The organism is Bacteroidota bacterium, from assembly GCA_020402865.1.
GTDB lineage: Bacteria > Bacteroidota > Bacteroidia > Palsa-965 > Palsa-965.
This window is the reverse complement of the sequence record JADBYT010000028.1, coordinates 78,479-96,268: the sequence shown is the minus strand read 5'-3', so window position 1 is coordinate 96,268 and position 17,790 is coordinate 78,479. Positions and strand designations below refer to the sequence as shown.

Sequence of the window (17,790 nt, the reverse complement as noted above, 5' to 3'; positions counted from 1 at the left end):
CTTTTCTGTTTGCGTTTGGCCGGGTTTAGCTATATTTGGGTATGAAAAAACTACTGCTTTGCTTCGGAATTTTGCTTCTGGCCGCCGGCCTGCGCGCGCAAACTTTTACCGTGGCCGATACCGTAGTTTATTTCAGCGGCCCGGCCCAGGCCACCGACATTGTGTCGGGCTATGTGAAATTTTACAACACCACAGCCGATACACTTCCCATGCGCTGGGTGCGTGCCCAGGAAAACATTCCCGGCTGGTGGCGCTCATCGGTATGCACAGAATACTACTGCTTCTCCATTCCCGACGACAGTGCAAGCTGGAACATCCTGCCCGGCGACAGTGATCTGGTCTATATTCACATTTATCCCTACGGCAACAGCGGCATTGGCGATGTGGTGGTGCGTTTGTTCGACACCCGCCAGCCCGCCGCGTTTACCGATATCCGCTTTGTGGTGGATGTGCTGGCCTCCGTACACGGGCAAAACACCGCCGCATTCAACTGCTGGCCCTCGCCCGCGCACGATGTGCTGAATGTGCAGTTTACCACCGCACAAAACGGCCTGCTTACCGTAACCGATGTGGCAGGGCGAATGGTGCATACACAGGCTGTTTCTGCGGCTGATGCGCTGCTGCAGATTAATGTGGGCATGCTGGAGGCCGGTGTGTATGCGATGAATTTTGTGAGCGGGGCGGGGGATAGGGTAGTGGTGAAGTTTGTGAAGGAGTGATTTTTTTTTGGGGGGGGGAATCAGGGCTTTTCTTTGCTTTGTGCGAAATAGTTGGTTTGGGTGGGGTGTTTTTTTGGGGGAGGCTTCAGGGGATTTTAGCGTTGGTCTGTGCGTTAGTAAAAATATAAATATGCCCCCAAATGCATTGGCTAAACTATTCCTCTTATATGATTTGCTATGTTTATATTTTCAATGTTTGGTCTTAATGTGTGATTTGTCGGCATTTGTATTTTGTCGAAGGCAAGTGATTGAAACTTCCGAAAACCTGAATCAAGCCCAACTTTCTCTAAGTATTCCATTTTACTATTGTTTATCAAAATATTAAATTCGTTATCAAAATATATCAAGGAACGGTCATAAGCTGTGTGATGTAATGCACATAGGCTAATACCATTACCAATGTCGTCAGTTCCTCTTTCGTGTGAATGTGGAACAATATGAGCAGCTTCAATTAATTCCAACTGAATTCCGCACATAGCACAACGGTTGTCGTAAGCAGCGTAAACTATAGATTTAAATCTTGGGTCGCGTTTATACCTTGTATGTGTAATTGTTAAATGTCCCTCAGGAAAGTCTGCAAAGCCGTCTTGATTATTTGAATTCAAAGAGTCTGATTCATTCACGAGTGCTAATAATTCATCGTCTGGTAGCAAATGGATGTTTGATAAGTTCTCCAAATAGAGTCCAAGATAGTCTGGTAAAAAACTGATTACTGATTGTCCGTTAGTATCCCGATATGTGGCTATTTTATTTTTAGCTGCATGTATTTGAACGGAAAATCTTGAATATAAAGAGATTGTCTGTTTCTGATTAAATCGGTCCCTCATTAAATATGGATTCCAAGCTGTGAAAACTTTTTCATCTGCAAAATAACCAAGGACAATTACATCTATTCTTGAATTCAGGGCATCATTAAAATTGCCTGTTTTCGCAACTTGAATTCTACACTCATCTTGATTGCCTCTACCGTCACCAGATTCGTGAACATTCTTGATTAAGACATAAAATGTCTTTTTGTTAATTGAAAAGCGGTATGGATTGTTTCCATCAATGAATACTACATTATCTGAATACAAACGCAAACTATCAATCAGCAAATACTTTAAGTCTGAATGATTTAAGATTATGGTGTTTCTTACGCTCATTATTTAAAATATTGTTTTTTAATTTCATTCGCAATTCTATAAGCTAATAAAGGTGGGACAGCATTACCAATCTGTCTCCATTGCTCTTTATATGAGCCTAAGAATATATGTTTATCTTCAAATGATTGAATTCTTTTTATTTCTTCAATTCTCAAAAATCTATTTTTCCAATGAAATGGACCCATATTATTCGAGTGACTGGCTTGAATCGTCCAAGAAGGTCTTTCGGGTGATAGTTTTAATAAGAAAGACCAATATCTTGAACGCCATTTGAAAATGGGTTTTGGATGGTTTCTCTCTTTTGTGAAAAATAAATAATTGTCTCCTGGTGGAACTAATTTTAATAGGTCCTTATGTTTTGAACCTGCTAACATTTTACTGTCCTCTGGAGAGTCAAAATCTATATCATTTAAGATATCGCCACAAGTCACCCACGGTTTTGTTCCTTTTGTTGGTTTTGCTGGGTCAGAATGCGTTTGCTTAGGAAATTTGAAATCCTTCATCGTTTTCTTTACACCAATGCAAATAAAACGTTGTCTTGTTTGTGGGACACCGAAGTCAGCAGCATTAAGAACATTGTGAAATATTTTATACCCTAGTCTTTCACTTTCTTTTTCGACCAATTCCAAAGCTGTCTGATGTGGTTTAAAAACAAATCCGTGGACATTTTCAAAAAAGAAAAACTTTGGATTTAATTCTTCGACTGCTCTAAAGTAATTTGAAACTGTCATAAAACCATCTTCATCATCAATACCTCTTTCTTTTTCTTTACGATAAAATCGAGATTTAGAGAAAGGAGGACAAGGAGGACCTCCCACTAAACCATCAATGATTTTATGTTTCATTTTAATTTTTTTAAAATCAACATTCTCAATTGTGTCACAAACAATCTCTGAATTTGGGAAGTTGGCTTTTAATGATTCACAAGCTTTATCCCAAATATCAGATGCAAAAACTGTTTCAAATCCTGCTTTTTCAAATCCGAAATCAATACCACCAACTCCCGAAAATATACTTACAATTTTTGGCTTCATTAAATATTAGAAATTAAATGTTTAACAATTGCTTTACCTAATAGGGATGGAACAGCGTTGCCAATTTGTTTTTGTATTGAACGCCTAGTCCCTACAAAATGGTAGTCTTCAGGGAATGTTTGGATAGCAGCACTTTCGGGAACTCTTAATCTTCTATTATTCCAATGAAATGGACCAACCCAAGGACCGGGTTGAGCAGCAATAGTCCAAGATGGTTGATTTGGATGGAGTTTTAATAGGAAATTCCAAAATCGCTTATTTGCTTCAAATTTTGGGTTTGGATGTCCGCTTCTTTCGGTTAGAGCAAAATAATTTTGACCAGGTGGTATTTGCTTTAATTCTTCATCGTAAGTTTTTCCTTTGGTTAATTCTTCAGCTTCAAAGTATTTATCTGAATCAAATTTCCCAATCCAATCAATAACTCTTTCGTGCGGTAACAATTTTTTATTTACTAATATTTCTAATTCATCACCGTGAGTTTTTATTGGTTCTCCCACAATGCCTTTTCTTGAAGCAATAAAGAAAACTCTTTTTCTTTTTTGCGGCACACCAAAATCTAAAGCGTCAGCACGATAAACAATAAATTTATACCCTAGTTTATCAATTGCTTCTTTTAAATCTGTTACTGCTTGTGCGTTTTTGGGATGCAAAAGACTTTCTACATTTTCAAGCAAGAATCCGTCAGGCTGAAGTTCTTCAACTATTCTTAAGTATTGTCCTATCATATTTCTTGGGTCTTCACTTCCAAGTCTATTTTTATGTGTCACCCAATAACCGGCCTTTGAAAATGGTTGACAAGGGGGACCTCCAACAAGGATTAGTTTTTCAGGATTATTTGCCTTTATAATTTTATTATAATCCTTGGAATACATTTCTTTAATGTCCTTGTGAAAGTGAGTAGAGTGGGCGAAATATTTATTTGCTTTCATTGTTGCCACGCTATCTCTGTCAAAATCTAAACTAGAAATCACTTTCGCCCCTGCAAGTTGTGAACCTATATCAAGGCCACCAGCACCTGAAAAGAAACCAATAGTTTGAATTTTACTATCTATTATCAAATCAATTTTGTCGTTAACGGTATAACCACGATGATTGAATTCTATACCGATAAACTCTTTTTTGGAAGATATTTTAAACTCGTCCTCAAATAATCTAATCTGTGGTTCTTGGACAAGCATTAAAGATTCTTTGGGTAACTTGTATTGAATGGTTTTAGTGCTTATCATTTTTCTTATAGTATTTTATTTTTTGTTCGGCAACTTTCAAGATTTCAATCCCATCCTCTTCCTCTAAAAGTTGATATGTGATTTTATCACTTAAGTAACGAACTTTCAATTCTCCTTTGTCTATTTCAAATATCTCTGAAAGTCGTTCTATGATATGGTCGCTTGCATTCCGTTCATTTTTTTCAATTTTACTCAGAGTTGAAGTGTCAATGTCAAGTTCAGCAGCAATTTTTCTTAAAGGAAGATGTTTGTTTTCCCTTAATTGCTTAATGTATTCTCCGAACGATGTGTTATTTATCTTGGACATATTGTGCCTTGACAAGTATTGTCCAAATATACATCTAAAGATCTTTTAGCCAAGCTTTATTATAAAACTTTATTAACACTTTTGATAACTATTCACTTGTGGTGGCTTGGGTGCGGTTGGGCAAAATTAAATGTGCTTCAAAAGCGTTGGTTTGTGTTTCGGCTTGCCGCCCTTTTAATTTTGCGAAGGGTTGGCATTTTGTCTGCCCTTTTACTGTTTGTTTTCTTTTTTCGTGTCGTCTTTTAGGGTTACCGCTAACGTTTCTGGGGGGCAATGGCGGGTTTAATTAACACTAAACTTAATTAGTAGAACTGAACTTCCGCCTTGCACAAATGTGTCTGCGAAGCACGGCCCCCCCGCTATTGCAAACCCCTTGTTAGCGGCTGTATTTTTATCAAACTTTGATTGTTCCATTTGTCCACCATTTTATGAATGTTGTCAGGTCTGGTGCTACCCAAGACCTGCTATCCGTTTCATGATTCCATACAAAAATGTCGTAACGGTCAAACTTTCCATTAAGAGTTACAAAACCGAATAAGTCTCCATTGCCTGCGTCTGAAAAAAAAAAAGCTGGTCAAAAGACATGTAAAGTTCTTTAAAGTCAGAATAGCTCCTGTACTCTTTGTTTGTCTCAATTACTCTGCTTATTGTCCAAATGAGTTCACCAATCTTTTGTCCGCCTAGCAATTCGTCAACTCCATTTGTTTGTCTATATAATTCTTCAAGTTCTCTAGGAAGTTCCTGAAGTCCAAATTGTGTTTGCAGGTCTCCAAGTAAGTCGTCCGATGCGGGCAACTTAAAATCAAAACTTGAGGTTTTGTCAGTTAAGTCCAGTCTTGTTATGAATTCTTTCCAGTCCATACTTTCGTGTCTGTGATATTGCCCCTAACTCCCAAATATACGCAACACCACCCCAATCCAACATAACGCTCCAGGCTAAATAACCATCAGAAAACCAGTGTAATACATTGGTTCGGGCACATAATACGCCTATAACGCATTCCATATATCTTCCAATATTACTACACAAATACGCATAAAAAAACGCTCTCAACGGTTACAACCTCACCCCAAAAAATCCCCCCCCAACCGCCGTAGCCTCAATCTCCACCAACATCTCCGCATCAATCAGCTTACTCACCTCCACCATCGTAGTGGCCGGGCGTATCTCCCCAAAAAACTCACCATGCGCACGCGCGGCTTCCTCCCAGCGCGAAATATCCGTTACATACATGCGCGTGCGCACCACATCGGCCAGCGAGGCACCGGCCTGCTGCAGGGCGCGTTCTATCTTTTGCAGCGCAAAGCGTGTTTGTGCATACATATCGCCGGGGGCTACCACCTTGCCATCGGCAAAGGCTGTGGTGCCGGCTACTTCTACAAGGTTGCCTACACGCACCGCGCGCGAGTAGCCTGCAAGGCTTTCCCAGGGCACGCCGTCTGTAATGAGCTGCCGTTTCATTTTGCCTTCTTTTTGCTTTGTGTGCCTGCCGCCGGGGCCGGTTTTACGGCGGGCAGGCTGCTTTGCAGTGCAGGCCATTGGAGCGGAAGTTTGCGCAGGGTTTCGGCTATTTTACCGGCTACCACATATTCCTTATACCAGTTCTGATCGGCCGGTACAATGGTCCATTCGGTTTTGCTGCAGGCTTCGGTGAGGCGCGCGTAGGCCTGCATGTAGGCATCGTATTTTTTGGCGGTTTCCCAGTCGCCGTCGCTGTGTTTCCAGAATTTGGTGGGATCGGTGCGGCGCTCCATCAGGCGTTCTTTCTGCTCCTCGCGCGATACGTTGAGCATGAATTTCAGCACCACAGTATTGTTATCGGCCAGCAGCTCTTCGAAATTGTTGATGGCTTTGTAGCGTTTGAGCAGCGTTTTTTCATCAATCCATCCTTCTACCCACGGCACCAGCACATCTTCGTAATGCGAGCGGTTGAAAATCTGTATCATGCCCGCCGCCGGTGTGGCCTGATGCACACGCCAGAGGAAATCGTGCGCACGTTCTTCGGGCGTGGGCGCTTTAAAGGCTTTTACGGTGCAGCCCAGCGGGTTTACGGCGTCAAACACTTTACCAATCAGTCCGTCTTTGCCCGACGCATCCAGCCCCTGCAGCACAATCAGCAAACTGTATTTGCCCTGTGCGTGGAAAATCTTCTGCAATTCGCCAATTTCTTCCACCCATTTTCCGGTTTGCTGTTTGGCTTTTTCCTTGTCGAGATTTTTAGGTGCGCGGGTTTCTGCAAATTGTTTTTTCATGGGTAAAGTGTATGGTGTGATGTATGAATGCGGTGAATGAAAAACGGAGCAGGCTTTTGCTGCTCCGTGGTATGAACTCAGGTTTGAATTACGCCTACATTGTAACGTTTGGTAATGGGCGCATTGTTGGCGGCTTCAATGCCCATCGAAATCCATTTCCGCGTATCGAGCGGGTGAATGATGGCGTCCACCCAAAGCCGCGCAGCCGCGTAATAGGGCGACATCTGCGCCTCGTAGCGTGAGCGGATTTTCTCGAACATGGCATCTTCATCTTCTTTCGAAAGCTCCTGTCCTTTGGCTTTGAGCGTGCTTACCTGAATCTGAAGCAGTGTTTTGGCCGCCTGCGACCCGCCCATTACCGCAATCTGTGCCGTAGGCCAGCCCACAATCAGACGCGGATCGTAAGCCTTGCCGCACATGGCATAGTTGGCCGCACCAAACGAATTGCCGATGATTACCGTAAATTTGGGCACCACCGAATTGCTCATCGCGTTTACTAATTTGGCGCCATCCTTAATAATGCCGCCCTGCTCAGAACGCGAACCAACCATAAAGCCGGTGGCATCCTGCAAAAATACCAGCGGAATTTTCTTCTGGTTGCAGTTCATAATGAACCGTGCAGCTTTGTCGGCCGAGTCGGAATAAATTACGCCGCCAAACTGCATTTCGCCTTTCTTGCTTTTCACCACTTTACGCTGGTTGGCCACAATGCCCACCGCCCAGCCATCAATGCGCGCAAGGCCGCAGAGTATGGTTTGCCCGTACAGCTCCTTGTATTCTTCAAACGACGAATCGTCCACAAGGCGATTGATGATTTCGCGCATGTCGTAGGCTTTGTCGCGGGTATCGGGCAGGATGCCGAAAATTTCTTTCGGGTCGAGCTTCGGAAGTTTGGCTTCGGTGCGGCTGAAACCGGCTTTATTCGTGGCGCCCACCTTGTCCATGATGTTGCGGATGCGGTCGAGGCAGTCTTTATCGTCTTTGCACTTGTAATCGGTTACGCCCGATACTTCGCAATGCGTGGTGGCGCCGCCCAGTGTTTCATTGTCGATGCTTTCGCCAATGGCGGCTTTTACTAAGTAGGAGCCGGCGAGGAAAATGGTGCCGGTTTTGTCCACAATCATAGCTTCGTCGCTCATAATGGGCAGGTAAGCGCCTCCCGCCACGCACGAGCCCATGATGGCTGCAATTTGCAGAATGCCTTCGGCCGACATGATGGCGTTGTTTCGGAAAATGCGGCCGAAGTTTTCCTTGTCGGGGAAAATCTCGTCCTGCATGGGCAGATACACGCCCGCGCTGTCCACGAGGTAAATAATGGGCAGGCGGTTTTCAATGGCAATTTCCTGCGCACGCAGGTTCTTTTTGCCGGTAATGGGGAACCATGCGCCCGCTTTCACGGTAGCGTCGTTGGCTACTACAATGCACTGCTGTTTTTTTACGTAGCCAATCATTACCACCACGCCGCCCGACGGGCAGCCGCCGTGTTCGGCATACATATCTTCGCCGGCAAACGCACCAATTTCAATGCGCGGCGAATCTTTGTCGAGCAGGTAATCAATACGCTCACGCGCGGTGAGTTTGCCCTGCTCGTGCTGTTTTTCGATACGGCTTTTGCCGCCGCCCAGCGCAACCTTCTGAAAACGCTGTTCCATGGCCGAAATGAGCAGCTTAAGCGCGTCTTCGTTGCGGTTAAATTCAATATCTATTTTATCGGTAGTGGCTGATGACATATTCCTGTTTTAAATTGGAGCATAAAGATACATTTCCCGCCACGATACACGCGGGCTTTTTCACAATCCTCACCGGTCTTTAATGTGTTTCTGCCTGAGTTTTTCAATCTGCACAAGAATTTTACCCGCGCGGTTGGCTTCTCCGGCTGATGCGTTGGGCAACCATTCGCGCAGCAGCAGCTCCAGCTCGTCGGCCATTTCGGGGTATTGTTTTACCAGATTAAACAATACAGTCATTGAAAAAGCCCGCACGGCAATTGGTGTTTCGGCCGCCTGCAAAAAGCCGAAGCATTTTTCGGCCAGTTTGCCCTGGTGTTTTTCGGGAACCGGCACAAACTGCAGTATGCGCACAATGTTGCGGTCTATGGCGCTGTGATTGCCTGCTTTGCCCAGCCGCTCAATGAATTTGCCCAGCCAGGGTTTTATCAGTTCAGGGTGCGCATCGGCACACCACATTACCGACATGGCCGCGCGCTGACTGATGCGCAGGTCTTTTCCGAGGAAAAGCGAAACGAGTTCGGAAAAACGTTTCGCATCATTTCCAACCCATTTCACCACCTGTGTGGCTAAGGCTTTGGAATGTCCCTGTGCAAGAATTTCGGCCGGGTGCATGTGTTTATGTTAGGGGGTAATGATTGACTGGCGAAGGTAATCGGCTGCAGCGGGGCCGGTGTTGCAAAGCAGGTCGATGATGGAAAGGTTGGGGCGGAAGGGAAACCGGTCGGAAAAAACCTGTGTGTAGTGCTGAGGCTGAAAAGCGGCATCGGTTTCGAACGGAATTTTCGGACTGATGGCCGTTCGGTAATCCGTTACTTGCGCCGGCGCTTTTTCATACGCTTCAGTAAGCGTGTAGCTTGTGTTCAGTTTGAGCAAACGCAAAGTAAGATCGAGCAGGGGCAGGCTGATGTCGATGAGCCGGTGCGGCAGCGGAGTTTTGTAAAACGGCGCAAAGTAATCGGCGTAATATTCCCAATAGGCCGATTTTCCGTAGGCCGACTGTATGGAGCGCCAGTGTTGCAGCGGCCACTGCGTATGCGCGTCGATCACCACATCTTTAACCGGCGTGTGCGAAGACGGAAGCATAACGGGGATGCTGAGCATTTGTGTGCCGTTGGCTCCGTCTGTACAATAACGGTTGCGCCAGGTTTGTTTTACGTAATGCTCGGCAATGTCGATGCGGATTTCATCGTGCAGCAGCCATTTGCTGTACCACTGTACCGGGCCGAGAACGGTCAGACTTAATAGGGCAGGCTGGGCATACATGGCGCAAAGATAGGGGTATGATTAATTCGTATTTCCGGCGTTCATTGGTATCAGAAAAGAAAACCATTGATGAGGTGTTGAATTTTTCAAATACCTGTCAAATACGTTTTTTACTGATCAACGTGTCCGAAAGAAATATGAGTAAGTTTGGTCATTCAATCCCCTGAACATGAAAACGAGCGACGATTTATTTGACCTGATCCATTCGTTAAGTAAAGGTGAAAAACAAAAGTTTAAACGCGATGCTGCTCCGGGCACACCGGATAAGGAGGGGAAATATGTGCAGCTATTTGATATCTATGATTCATTAAGTGAATATGATCCGAAAAAACTTGGAAAGAAAATTAAGGCTGCCGGACTGGAAAAAAACATAACGATACTTCGTTCCCGGTTATACAGAGCGATACTGGAATCAGTTAGTTATGCCAGTATGAGTTCGCCGTTAAAACAAGTTTTTGAGCAGTTAATTTTTGCCGAATTTCTTGGTGAAAAGGAACTAAAGGAACAACAGCAGAAATTTTTATTCAAAGCGGCAGATACCGCCAATGATTATAATATACATCCCTATGCAGCAGCCATACTTACTGATTGCATAAAAAACAGCGTTCCCACGCTAAAAAACGAATCGGAGATAAGTACTTTATTTGAGCAGACACAACGCCTGCAACAGGCGGCAAGTGAAGAGCTTGATTATTACAAGATTGATTATGAATTGAATATGCTGGTGCAGCATAATGGATTAATAAGCACTTCCAAAATGGATAAAGCACTTGAGTCCATTAAAAATAAATTCATCGAAATTGAAGGGAAATATCCCGGAAGCAATGCCAATTACCAGCTACGCGAAATGATACTTGGGGCAATTGCCTTTATAGAAAAGGACATTGAAAAGGCATTGCTCCATGTAAACCGGCAAATTGACATGATAGAAACATCCGAAAAAAATCTGCGTTTTCGGTATAAATTACTTACCCTGATTTATTGGCGGAAAGTAATGCTTCTAAGTATGGTGGGAAAGGTGCCGGAGATTGAAGATGAATTTATCCGTATAGATACTTTTTTGAATAAAGTATTTGACGGTAAGCCCATGCCAATGCTTGTTCGTCTTATTTACCGCTTAAAAATCCAAACCCCGCAGGTTTATCTGGCAAACCGTGAATATAAGCGCGGACTCGAAGTTGTAAAAAAGCAAGAGCTTCATGCCAATGAATTGTTTGCTGATTTAGGAATGAAAGTGACTGATGTGTACTGGTATAACCTAATGTATTTGTATTTAGCCAACGGCGATTACAAAGGGGCATTACAAACTTCGTTCAAATTCGGATCGCAGGATGATGAAGTAAAACCTGTTCTTGTTCGTGTGTACATGCGCCTGCTCACTTTAATCACACATTACGAACTTGGTAATTATGAGCTCGTTCAGTCAATGGTCACGTCCATAAAAAACAAGTACACTGAAATTCTCGAAAATTTAGCGTTTGAGCAAAATTTCCTTCTTTTTGCCAGAAAACAATTAACAGCCCCCTGCCCGCCAGAGAAATTCAGCGAATACATAACCAGTCAGGCCGCGTTACTTAAGCCAGAGGGGCACAAATTATATTTCGATTTTTCCCTTTGGTTTCATGCAAAAGCTGGTGGGCAAACTATTGTTCAACATCTTGAATCTGGCGCTTAAACTCAGGTTTGTGTTGTTATGGGTGTATAGTGTAAGTGTCTGTTATTCATTTGTTTGTTTTTGGATTTATGGCTTTTTAAGTGTTGAGATTCAAAAAGAAATAGTTGTGCAGGATTTTGGGCTGCTTACTTTTGAATTGCTCAACACAACAACATTACTTTTCAATGCGTAAAAAATGGTTTTTCACTCATTTGCACGCGCGTAGTTTTTTAGCGCTGATCGTTTGTCTGTTTATTTCAGGCTCACTATCAGCGCAAAATACGCCGCCACATTATTTTCACGTACCCGCTACGGCAGCGCCAACGGTCAATTATTTTGGTCAGTTTCAGAAAACACTAAGCATTTATACGCAATCCGAAATCGCTTCAATGGTAAGTCCCGTAAACGGTCTGCTTACTATTGATACAATTTGGTTTCGTCATGGCGGTACTGCCACTGCTTCTGCCGTTAACCTTACCAATCTGGTTATTACGCTGGGGCATACCAGCCTTTCTCTGGCTGTTGATACGTTTGCCAGCAATTTCAATGTGGGGGCGCCACAGGTTGTGCTTAATGCCGCATCCTATACATACACACCCAATACAGGTGCGCAAAATATTCCGGCAAACAACTGGACGCCCATTCCCCTTCAGGTTCCGTTCAGCTATAATTTTTCGGATAATCTGGCTGTTCAAATCTCATTCTCGGGATACAGCGGAACTATAATGAGTAATTATGCATTTCTCACACTCGCTACGGTTACTCAGTTTTCAACTATTGATACCGATGCAGTGGCAACCGGTTGTGTAGCCCGCCCGATGATTGGTTTTTCCGGAGGCTGTGGCTCTTCCTTCAATCTTGGCCCGGATACCAGTTTATGCCAGGGACAAAATCTGCTTCTCTCGCCCGGTAATCAAAGTGGCGCTTATGTATGGTCAACCGGCGATACCACACAAACGCTTACGGTTAACAGCTCCGGCGTGTACAGCTTGCAAATTATTAACGGTTCGTGCATCAAAAACGATTCGGTGACAGTCAGCTTTCACCCTGTACCACAGCCGGTGCTGGGCAATGATACAATTTTATGTCCCGGAAACAGCCTTGTGCTTAATGCACAAAATCAGGGTGCTGCCTATTTGTGGAATACCAATTCCACCCAGCAAAGCATTACCGTTTCTCAGGCCGGGGTTTATGTTGTTTCAATGGCTTTTCATCCGGCCTGTCCTGTTTCGGATACAATACAAGTATATGAAGCGGAGAACCCTGAACTGGGTGGAACACGCTCCCTTTGTGGCAGAGAAGGAGGGATCATGCTCAATGCGCAGAATCCGGGCGCTTCCTATTTGTGGTCAACAGGCGATACCTCGCAAACGATTGAAATAACAGTTCCGGGCTACTATGCGGTAACTGTGAGTACAGGTGCGTGTGTACTTTATGATACCGTTGAAGTGACCGGCGATATCTATAACGGAATTGTGTATGTGCCCAACACCATCACACCCAACAACGATGGTCTGAACGACGTGTTTCAGGTGAAGGGGGAAGGATTAACGGAATTTCATATCCGCATTTTCAACCGGTGGGGAGAACTGATCTTTGAATCATACGATACTGCTTTTGTGTGGGACGCCCGCTATAAACAGCAAATTGTGCAGGAAGATACTTATGTATATTTAATTGATTACAAAGCCGACTGCAGCGACTCAGGGGTGGTGCGAAAAACCGGACACATTAACATTTTGCGCTAGGTGTGCCTGAATGCTGTTTAAAATGCGGCCGTGATGTTCAGCAGTTTGGTTACCCTGGCAGCAAGGCACAAAATTCAGTTGAGTAGCACGCTCCTTGATTTTATGATGAAACGCAGCATGATTAAACGGAGCTGCTTACTTAATGCCGCATACGGCCGTAGTCAGCAAAGCCGCGTTTTTTATTGCTTACCGTAACGCATCAGCGTTTCAGAAACACATCATAGCCGAGGCGCAGAATAAGTGCACAAACCACCACAAGGAAGAACACGCGCACAAACTTATTACCCTTGCGCAAGGCCGTGCGTGCACCCAGCCACGAGCCCGCCATGTTGCTTGCCGCTACCGGAATCGCAATGGCGTAATGAATATTGCCATGCACACCAAAGTAAATAAGTGCAGCTACATTGGTTGCGCAGTTTACCAATTTGGCGCATACCGATGCTGTAAGGAATTCGTAGCCAAACAGCGTTACAAAAATCAGTATCAGAAAACTGCCCGTGCCCGGCCCGAAAAATCCGTCGTAAAGCCCCAGCAGGGCACCGGTGAGCAGCGAAAGCAGAAACGCTTTTGTCCCCTTCGGCGTTTCGCGGCGGTGCTGGCCGAGGTCTTTTTTGAAAAACGTATAAATGGCCACGGCTACAAGCAGCACAAGCACCACCGGCCGCATCAGGGCCTTGTCTAAATGACTGGCAAGGTGTGCGCCTGTCCACGCCATTACCAAAGCCGAAAACAGGGCAGGGGCAATGGTGCGCCACGGCACGGCTGTAGTGAGCATATAGCGTATGGTGGCCACACTGGTGCCGGCAAAACTGGCTAATTTGTTTGTGCCCAGCAATTGCGCAAAAGGCATTTGCGGATAGGCCAGCACAAACGAAGGAAGCTGAATGAGTCCGCCGCCGCCTACCACTGCATCTACAAAACCGGCTGCAAAAGCCGCAGCAATGAGCAGAATGAGTTCAAGCGGCATACAAGGCTATTTTACCGTTTCAAAGCAGCGGTTCCAGCGCACACTGCCGTTTTTGCGGTCGTACGAAAACAAAATCATGGTGGCGCGGCCTACAATATGATCTTCCGGCACAAAGCCCCAGTAGCGCGAATCCATGGAGTAATGGCGGTTGTCGCCCATTACAAAGTAATAATTCATCTTAAACGTGTAGGCCGAATCGAGCTTGCCGTTGATGTACAGACTATCGCCGCGCTGCTCAATCGTATTGTGCTCGTAGCTCACAATGGCGCGCTGGTAAAGCGGAAGATTCTGCACCGTGAGCTTAATGGTTTTACCCGCCTGCGGAATTACCAGCGGGCCGTAATTGTCGAGGTTCCACGGGTAAAACTCATTGTGCGGAAAAATCTGTTCATCAAAACTGCCGGCTTTTGATACTTCCGGCTCTACCGAAGTAACCTGCTTAATCAGCCGCAAACTATCGGCCTGACGCGGAAGCAGGGCCACGGTGTAAAGCACATACTGCCCCTGACGGCTTTCGCGCATCAGTCCGAGGCCTTTGAGTTTTACACTGTCGGCGCGCGTCGAATCTATCTTAATAATGTAATTAAACAGCGAAAGCTCCGGCGCATTTACTGCTTTGGTGTTAATGAACACTTCCTTATCGCGTATGGTCAGTGTATCGCCCGGCAGTGCCACCACACGCTTGATAAAGTAAGTGCGGTGATCGACCGGATATTCGTGTGTGTGACCGTTTAGGGCAAACAAATCTTCGGCCGGGAAGTTGAATACAATTACATCATTCAGCTTTACTTCGCTGTAGCCGGGCAGGCGGTGGTAGCCCCAGTTCCACCAGTCGAGATAAGCCTTCCGGCCGGTGGTGCCAATGGTTTGGTGGCCAAAAGGCAGGCTCAGCGGCGTCATGGGCATGCGTGCGCCGTAGGCTAATTTGTTTACAATAATGTAATCGCCCGTTTGCAGGGTGCGGACCATCGAATCACTCGGAATGGCAAACGGTTCAAACACGATGAGTTTGAGCAGCAGCACGCCGAAAAAAGCAAAGAGCAGGGCTTCCACCCATTCACGCACCGGATGGCGGCGACGTTTCTTTTTTCCTGCAGGTGCTTCCGGTACGGCATCAGCAGCCGCTTCCAGCCCGTCGGCTGCAAGTTCCTCCGCATCGGTCAATTCATAATCGGCCGAGGGATCATCCTGGATGTCGTCGTCAAAATCTTCGTCCATTCAGAAATTATTTCTTGTTGCGGTTGGCAGAAGTGGTTACAGTATCTGCCTTTTTCGCTTTGTTTTTGCCACGGAAATAATTGAAGCCCCAGATACCGGCAATACCAATGGCAAACCAAAGCAGATACGATTTGCCGGGGCCGTTTTGTCCCACAAACGTAAACATCCGCTCAGGCCGCAAACCGCTGAAATCGCCTTTCGAAAACCAGATAAATACCGGCTTGCCGATAATGTGTGTTTCGGGCACAAAACCCCAGTAGCGCGAATCGAGCGAGTTGTGGCGGTTATCGCCCATCATGAAATAATAATCCTGCTCAAACGTGTAGCTGGTAGCGGGTTTGCCGTCGATGAGAATGGTGCTGCCGTTTACTTTCAGGTCGTGCCCTTCGTACACCTGAATCACACGCCGCCAGAGCGGAAGATCTTTGAGGGTGAGCGGAACGGTTAAGCCTTTTTTGGGTATTTGCAGCGGGCCGAAATTGTCGCGGTTCCAGCGGTAATTGGTATCCTGCGGGAACACATCCGGCCCCGGTCTTCCGGCCGAATCAATAACATCCACGCTGGCAAACCCCGTTACGTTTCTGAATTTTTCTGCATCAGCAGGACGAACGGGGGTATGAAAGTATGTGCCTTTCTGATCAACAAATTGAGAGGATGATTTGTCGGTTACACCCGCTTTAGCTACGCGGGCATAAATTGACTGACTGTATAAATAATTTCCCTGCTGATCATTAGGATCTACGAAAACATTCGGTTCGTAATACTGCTGGGCAAAAAGCGCATCTTTTGGGAGTGCCTGCTGGGTATTATTAATGAAAATAGTTCTGTTTTTAACTTCAAGCACATCTCCTGCTACAGCCACACAACGTTTTACATAGTTGTCTTCCTTGTCGATCGGGTGAACCACAATTTCACCATTATCGATCACCTGATTGCGGAATTGCGGGCCTCCTTCGCGTGCATACCTGTAATAACTTGCATTGCGGTTACCGGAATAAACAGTATCACCTTCCGGAAAATTAAACACTACAATATCACCGCGTTCTACTTTACCAAATCCCGGTAAACGCATGTAGGGCAGTTCTATCCAGTCGAGATAGGAGGGTGTTGTTTCAGTAAAGGGCAGCGTGTTATGCGTAAACGGCACGGTAAGCGGCACCGAAGGAATTTTGGCGCCGTAGCTCATTTTGCTCACAAACAAATAATCGCCGGTAAGCAGGGTGCTTTCCATGGACGAGGAAGGAATAACAAACGCCTCGAAGAAAAAAGAACGGATAAGCGTGGCGGCCACCACGGCAAACACACCGGCCTCGCCCCATTCCTTGAGCCAGTGGCGGTTCTTTTCTTCGGGCGGAACACCCAGAAATTTAAGTGTTTTCGAAAAGCCCAGCATGGGCATGTAAATGAAATAGGCCACCACGGCAACAACGTGGTCGGTAAACCTGCGTTTGCCAAAACAGTTTGCCGTGAGCACAAACATTATGGGCAGCATAAACACGCCCACCGTGGGAATGAGTATGAGAATAAGCCACCACCAGGGCTTTTTCAGGATTTTGAGCCACACGTAGAAGTTGTAGCCGGGAATGAGTGCTTTCCAGCCTTTCTCGCCGGCTTTCTCAAAAATTTTATAAAGCCCGGCAAAAAGAGCCACCAGACTGAGCAGAAGAAAAATGTGTATCGGACGCATAAGCTAAAATGAATCGGCTGCAAGGTAAGCCGTTTTCGGGATTGGGTAAATGTTAAGGTTTTTTAAAGGGTTTGAATGGTAAATTGATTATTCGGAAGGTAAAACGGCCTGCCCGAGCAGATCGTCCATACCAAAAATGCCTTTGCGGCCGGGCAGCCATTCGGCGGCTACTACCGCGCCCAGTGCAAAACCCTCGCGGCTGAACGCTTCGTGGGTAATGTTGAGGCGGTCAACCGCCGATGTGTAGCGGATGGTGTGGGTGCCGGGCACTTCGTCGGTGCGGATGGAAACCACGGGCAGTTCGGCAGGGGCGGTGTTTTCGGGGCCGCGGTGCATGTAGGTTTTGGTTTCGGGCTGCCGGGTAAAGTGCTGCTGCAGGCCGTTTACCAGCGTAATGGCGGTGCCGCTGGGCGCATCGAGCTTGTGGATGTGGTGTATTTCTTCCACTTCGGCGCGGTAGCCGGTGTGCGGCTGCATGAGGGCGGCAAGGTATTTATTGAGGCGGAAGAAAAGATTAACGCCAAGGCTGAAGTTGGAACTGTAAAACAGGCTTCCGTTTGCGGCGTGGCAGGCGGCTTCTACTTCCGGCAAGGCTGCCAGCCAGCCGGTGGTGCCGGTAACTACGGGTACGCCTGCCGCAAAGCAGCGCTGCATATTGGCCACCGCGGCATGCGGTGCACTGAATTCGATGGCTACATCGGCTTTAGCCAGTTCTTCGGCGGTGAGGTGTTGAATGGAGCCGGCATCGGCGCGGATAATTACTTCGTGACCGCGTTCGGTGGCCATGCGTTCAATTACTTTGCCCATTTTGCCGTAGCCCAGCAATGCAATTTTCATAG

Annotated in this window: 16 protein-coding genes and 1 pseudogene; 3 read left to right on the top strand and 14 right to left on the bottom strand. The window is 46.0% G+C overall.

The features are described from left to right. The first annotated feature begins 41 nt into the window (after positions 1 to 41). Entirely contained in the window at positions 42 to 719 is a 678-nt protein-coding gene (locus IM638_17620) for a T9SS type A sorting domain-containing protein (protein MCA6364856.1), read from the top strand. A 149-nt stretch (positions 720 to 868) separates the two neighbouring features. On the opposite strand, the gene IM638_17615 is transcribed toward IM638_17620, so the two are convergent. The 10 genes and pseudogenes from IM638_17615 to IM638_17570 all read right to left on the bottom strand — a co-directional run bounded on the left by IM638_17615 (position 869) and on the right by IM638_17570 (position 9,677). Then, positions 869 to 1,864 (bottom strand): HNH endonuclease, encoded by a 996-nt coding sequence (locus IM638_17615; GenBank protein MCA6364855.1) that lies wholly within the window; start codon positions 1,862 to 1,864, stop codon positions 869 to 871. Continuing rightward, a complete protein-coding gene (locus IM638_17610) occupies positions 1,864 to 2,898 on the bottom strand; it encodes a DNA cytosine methyltransferase (protein ID MCA6364854.1) in 1,035 nt (344 codons plus the stop codon). Before IM638_17610 ends, IM638_17615 begins: the two co-directional genes overlap by 1 nt. Further along, positions 2,898 to 4,076 carry a DNA cytosine methyltransferase gene (locus tag IM638_17605; GenBank protein ID MCA6364853.1) on the bottom strand — a complete coding sequence of 393 codons (1,179 nt, stop codon included), beginning with the start codon at positions 4,074 to 4,076 and terminating at the stop codon, positions 2,898 to 2,900. The genes IM638_17610 and IM638_17605 overlap by 1 nt, the downstream gene beginning before the upstream one ends. A gap of 34 nt (positions 4,077 to 4,110) precedes the next feature. Then, entirely contained in the window at positions 4,111 to 4,431 is a 321-nt protein-coding gene (locus IM638_17600) for a helix-turn-helix transcriptional regulator (protein MCA6364852.1), read from the bottom strand. A 394-nt stretch (positions 4,432 to 4,825) separates the two neighbouring features. After that, positions 4,826 to 5,226 (bottom strand): annotated as a pseudogene (locus IM638_17595) (SMI1/KNR4 family protein). 262 nt (positions 5,227 to 5,488) lie between these two features. Further along, positions 5,489 to 5,893, bottom strand: a complete 405-nt coding sequence (locus IM638_17590; GenBank protein MCA6364851.1) for a RidA family protein — start codon at positions 5,891 to 5,893, stop codon at positions 5,489 to 5,491. Beyond that, positions 5,890 to 6,684 carry a polyphosphate kinase gene (locus IM638_17585; GenBank protein MCA6364850.1) on the bottom strand — a complete coding sequence of 265 codons (795 nt, stop codon included), beginning with the start codon at positions 6,682 to 6,684 and terminating at the stop codon, positions 5,890 to 5,892. The genes IM638_17590 and IM638_17585 overlap by 4 nt, the downstream gene beginning before the upstream one ends. 77 nt (positions 6,685 to 6,761) lie before the next feature. After that, positions 6,762 to 8,390, bottom strand: coding sequence for an acyl-CoA carboxylase subunit beta (locus IM638_17580; GenBank protein MCA6364849.1), 1,629 nt, complete (start codon positions 8,388 to 8,390; stop codon positions 6,762 to 6,764). A gap of 93 nt (positions 8,391 to 8,483) precedes the next feature. Further along, a complete protein-coding gene (locus IM638_17575) occupies positions 8,484 to 9,026 on the bottom strand; it encodes a hypothetical protein (GenBank protein MCA6364848.1) in 543 nt (180 codons plus the stop codon). Positions 9,027 to 9,035: 9 nt separating this feature from the next. Then, complete coding sequence (locus IM638_17570; GenBank protein MCA6364847.1) at positions 9,036 to 9,677, bottom strand: WbqC family protein; 642 nt, start codon at positions 9,675 to 9,677, stop codon at positions 9,036 to 9,038. A 169-nt stretch (positions 9,678 to 9,846) separates the two neighbouring features. On the opposite strand from IM638_17570, the gene IM638_17565 reads away from it, so the two are divergent. Further along, the gene (locus tag IM638_17565; protein ID MCA6364846.1) at positions 9,847 to 11,352 is read left to right on the top strand and encodes a hypothetical protein; all 1,506 of its coding nucleotides are present in this window, start codon (positions 9,847 to 9,849) and stop codon (positions 11,350 to 11,352) included. Between the two features lie 368 nt (positions 11,353 to 11,720). Next, the gene (locus IM638_17560) at positions 11,721 to 13,079 is read left to right on the top strand and encodes a gliding motility-associated C-terminal domain-containing protein (GenBank protein ID MCA6364845.1); all 1,359 of its coding nucleotides are present in this window, start codon (positions 11,721 to 11,723) and stop codon (positions 13,077 to 13,079) included. Positions 13,080 to 13,278: 199 nt separating this feature from the next. Here the strand turns inward: IM638_17560 and IM638_17555 are convergent, their stop codons facing one another. The 4 genes from IM638_17555 to dapB form a co-directional block, all read right to left on the bottom strand. Next, complete coding sequence (locus tag IM638_17555) at positions 13,279 to 14,046, bottom strand: TSUP family transporter (protein MCA6364844.1); 768 nt, start codon at positions 14,044 to 14,046, stop codon at positions 13,279 to 13,281. Between the two features lie 6 nt (positions 14,047 to 14,052). Next, positions 14,053 to 15,264: a signal peptidase I gene (gene lepB / locus IM638_17550; protein MCA6364843.1), complete on the bottom strand. Its 1,212-nt coding sequence runs from the start codon at positions 15,262 to 15,264 to the stop codon at positions 14,053 to 14,055. Positions 15,265 to 15,271: 7 nt separating this feature from the next. Then, positions 15,272 to 16,336: a signal peptidase I gene (gene lepB / locus IM638_17545; protein MCA6364842.1), complete on the bottom strand. Its 1,065-nt coding sequence runs from the start codon at positions 16,334 to 16,336 to the stop codon at positions 15,272 to 15,274. Positions 16,337 to 17,038: 702 nt separating this feature from the next. Beyond that, a complete protein-coding gene (gene dapB, locus IM638_17540; GenBank protein MCA6364841.1) occupies positions 17,039 to 17,788 on the bottom strand; it encodes a 4-hydroxy-tetrahydrodipicolinate reductase in 750 nt (249 codons plus the stop codon). Positions 17,789 to 17,790: the final 2 nt, after the last annotated feature.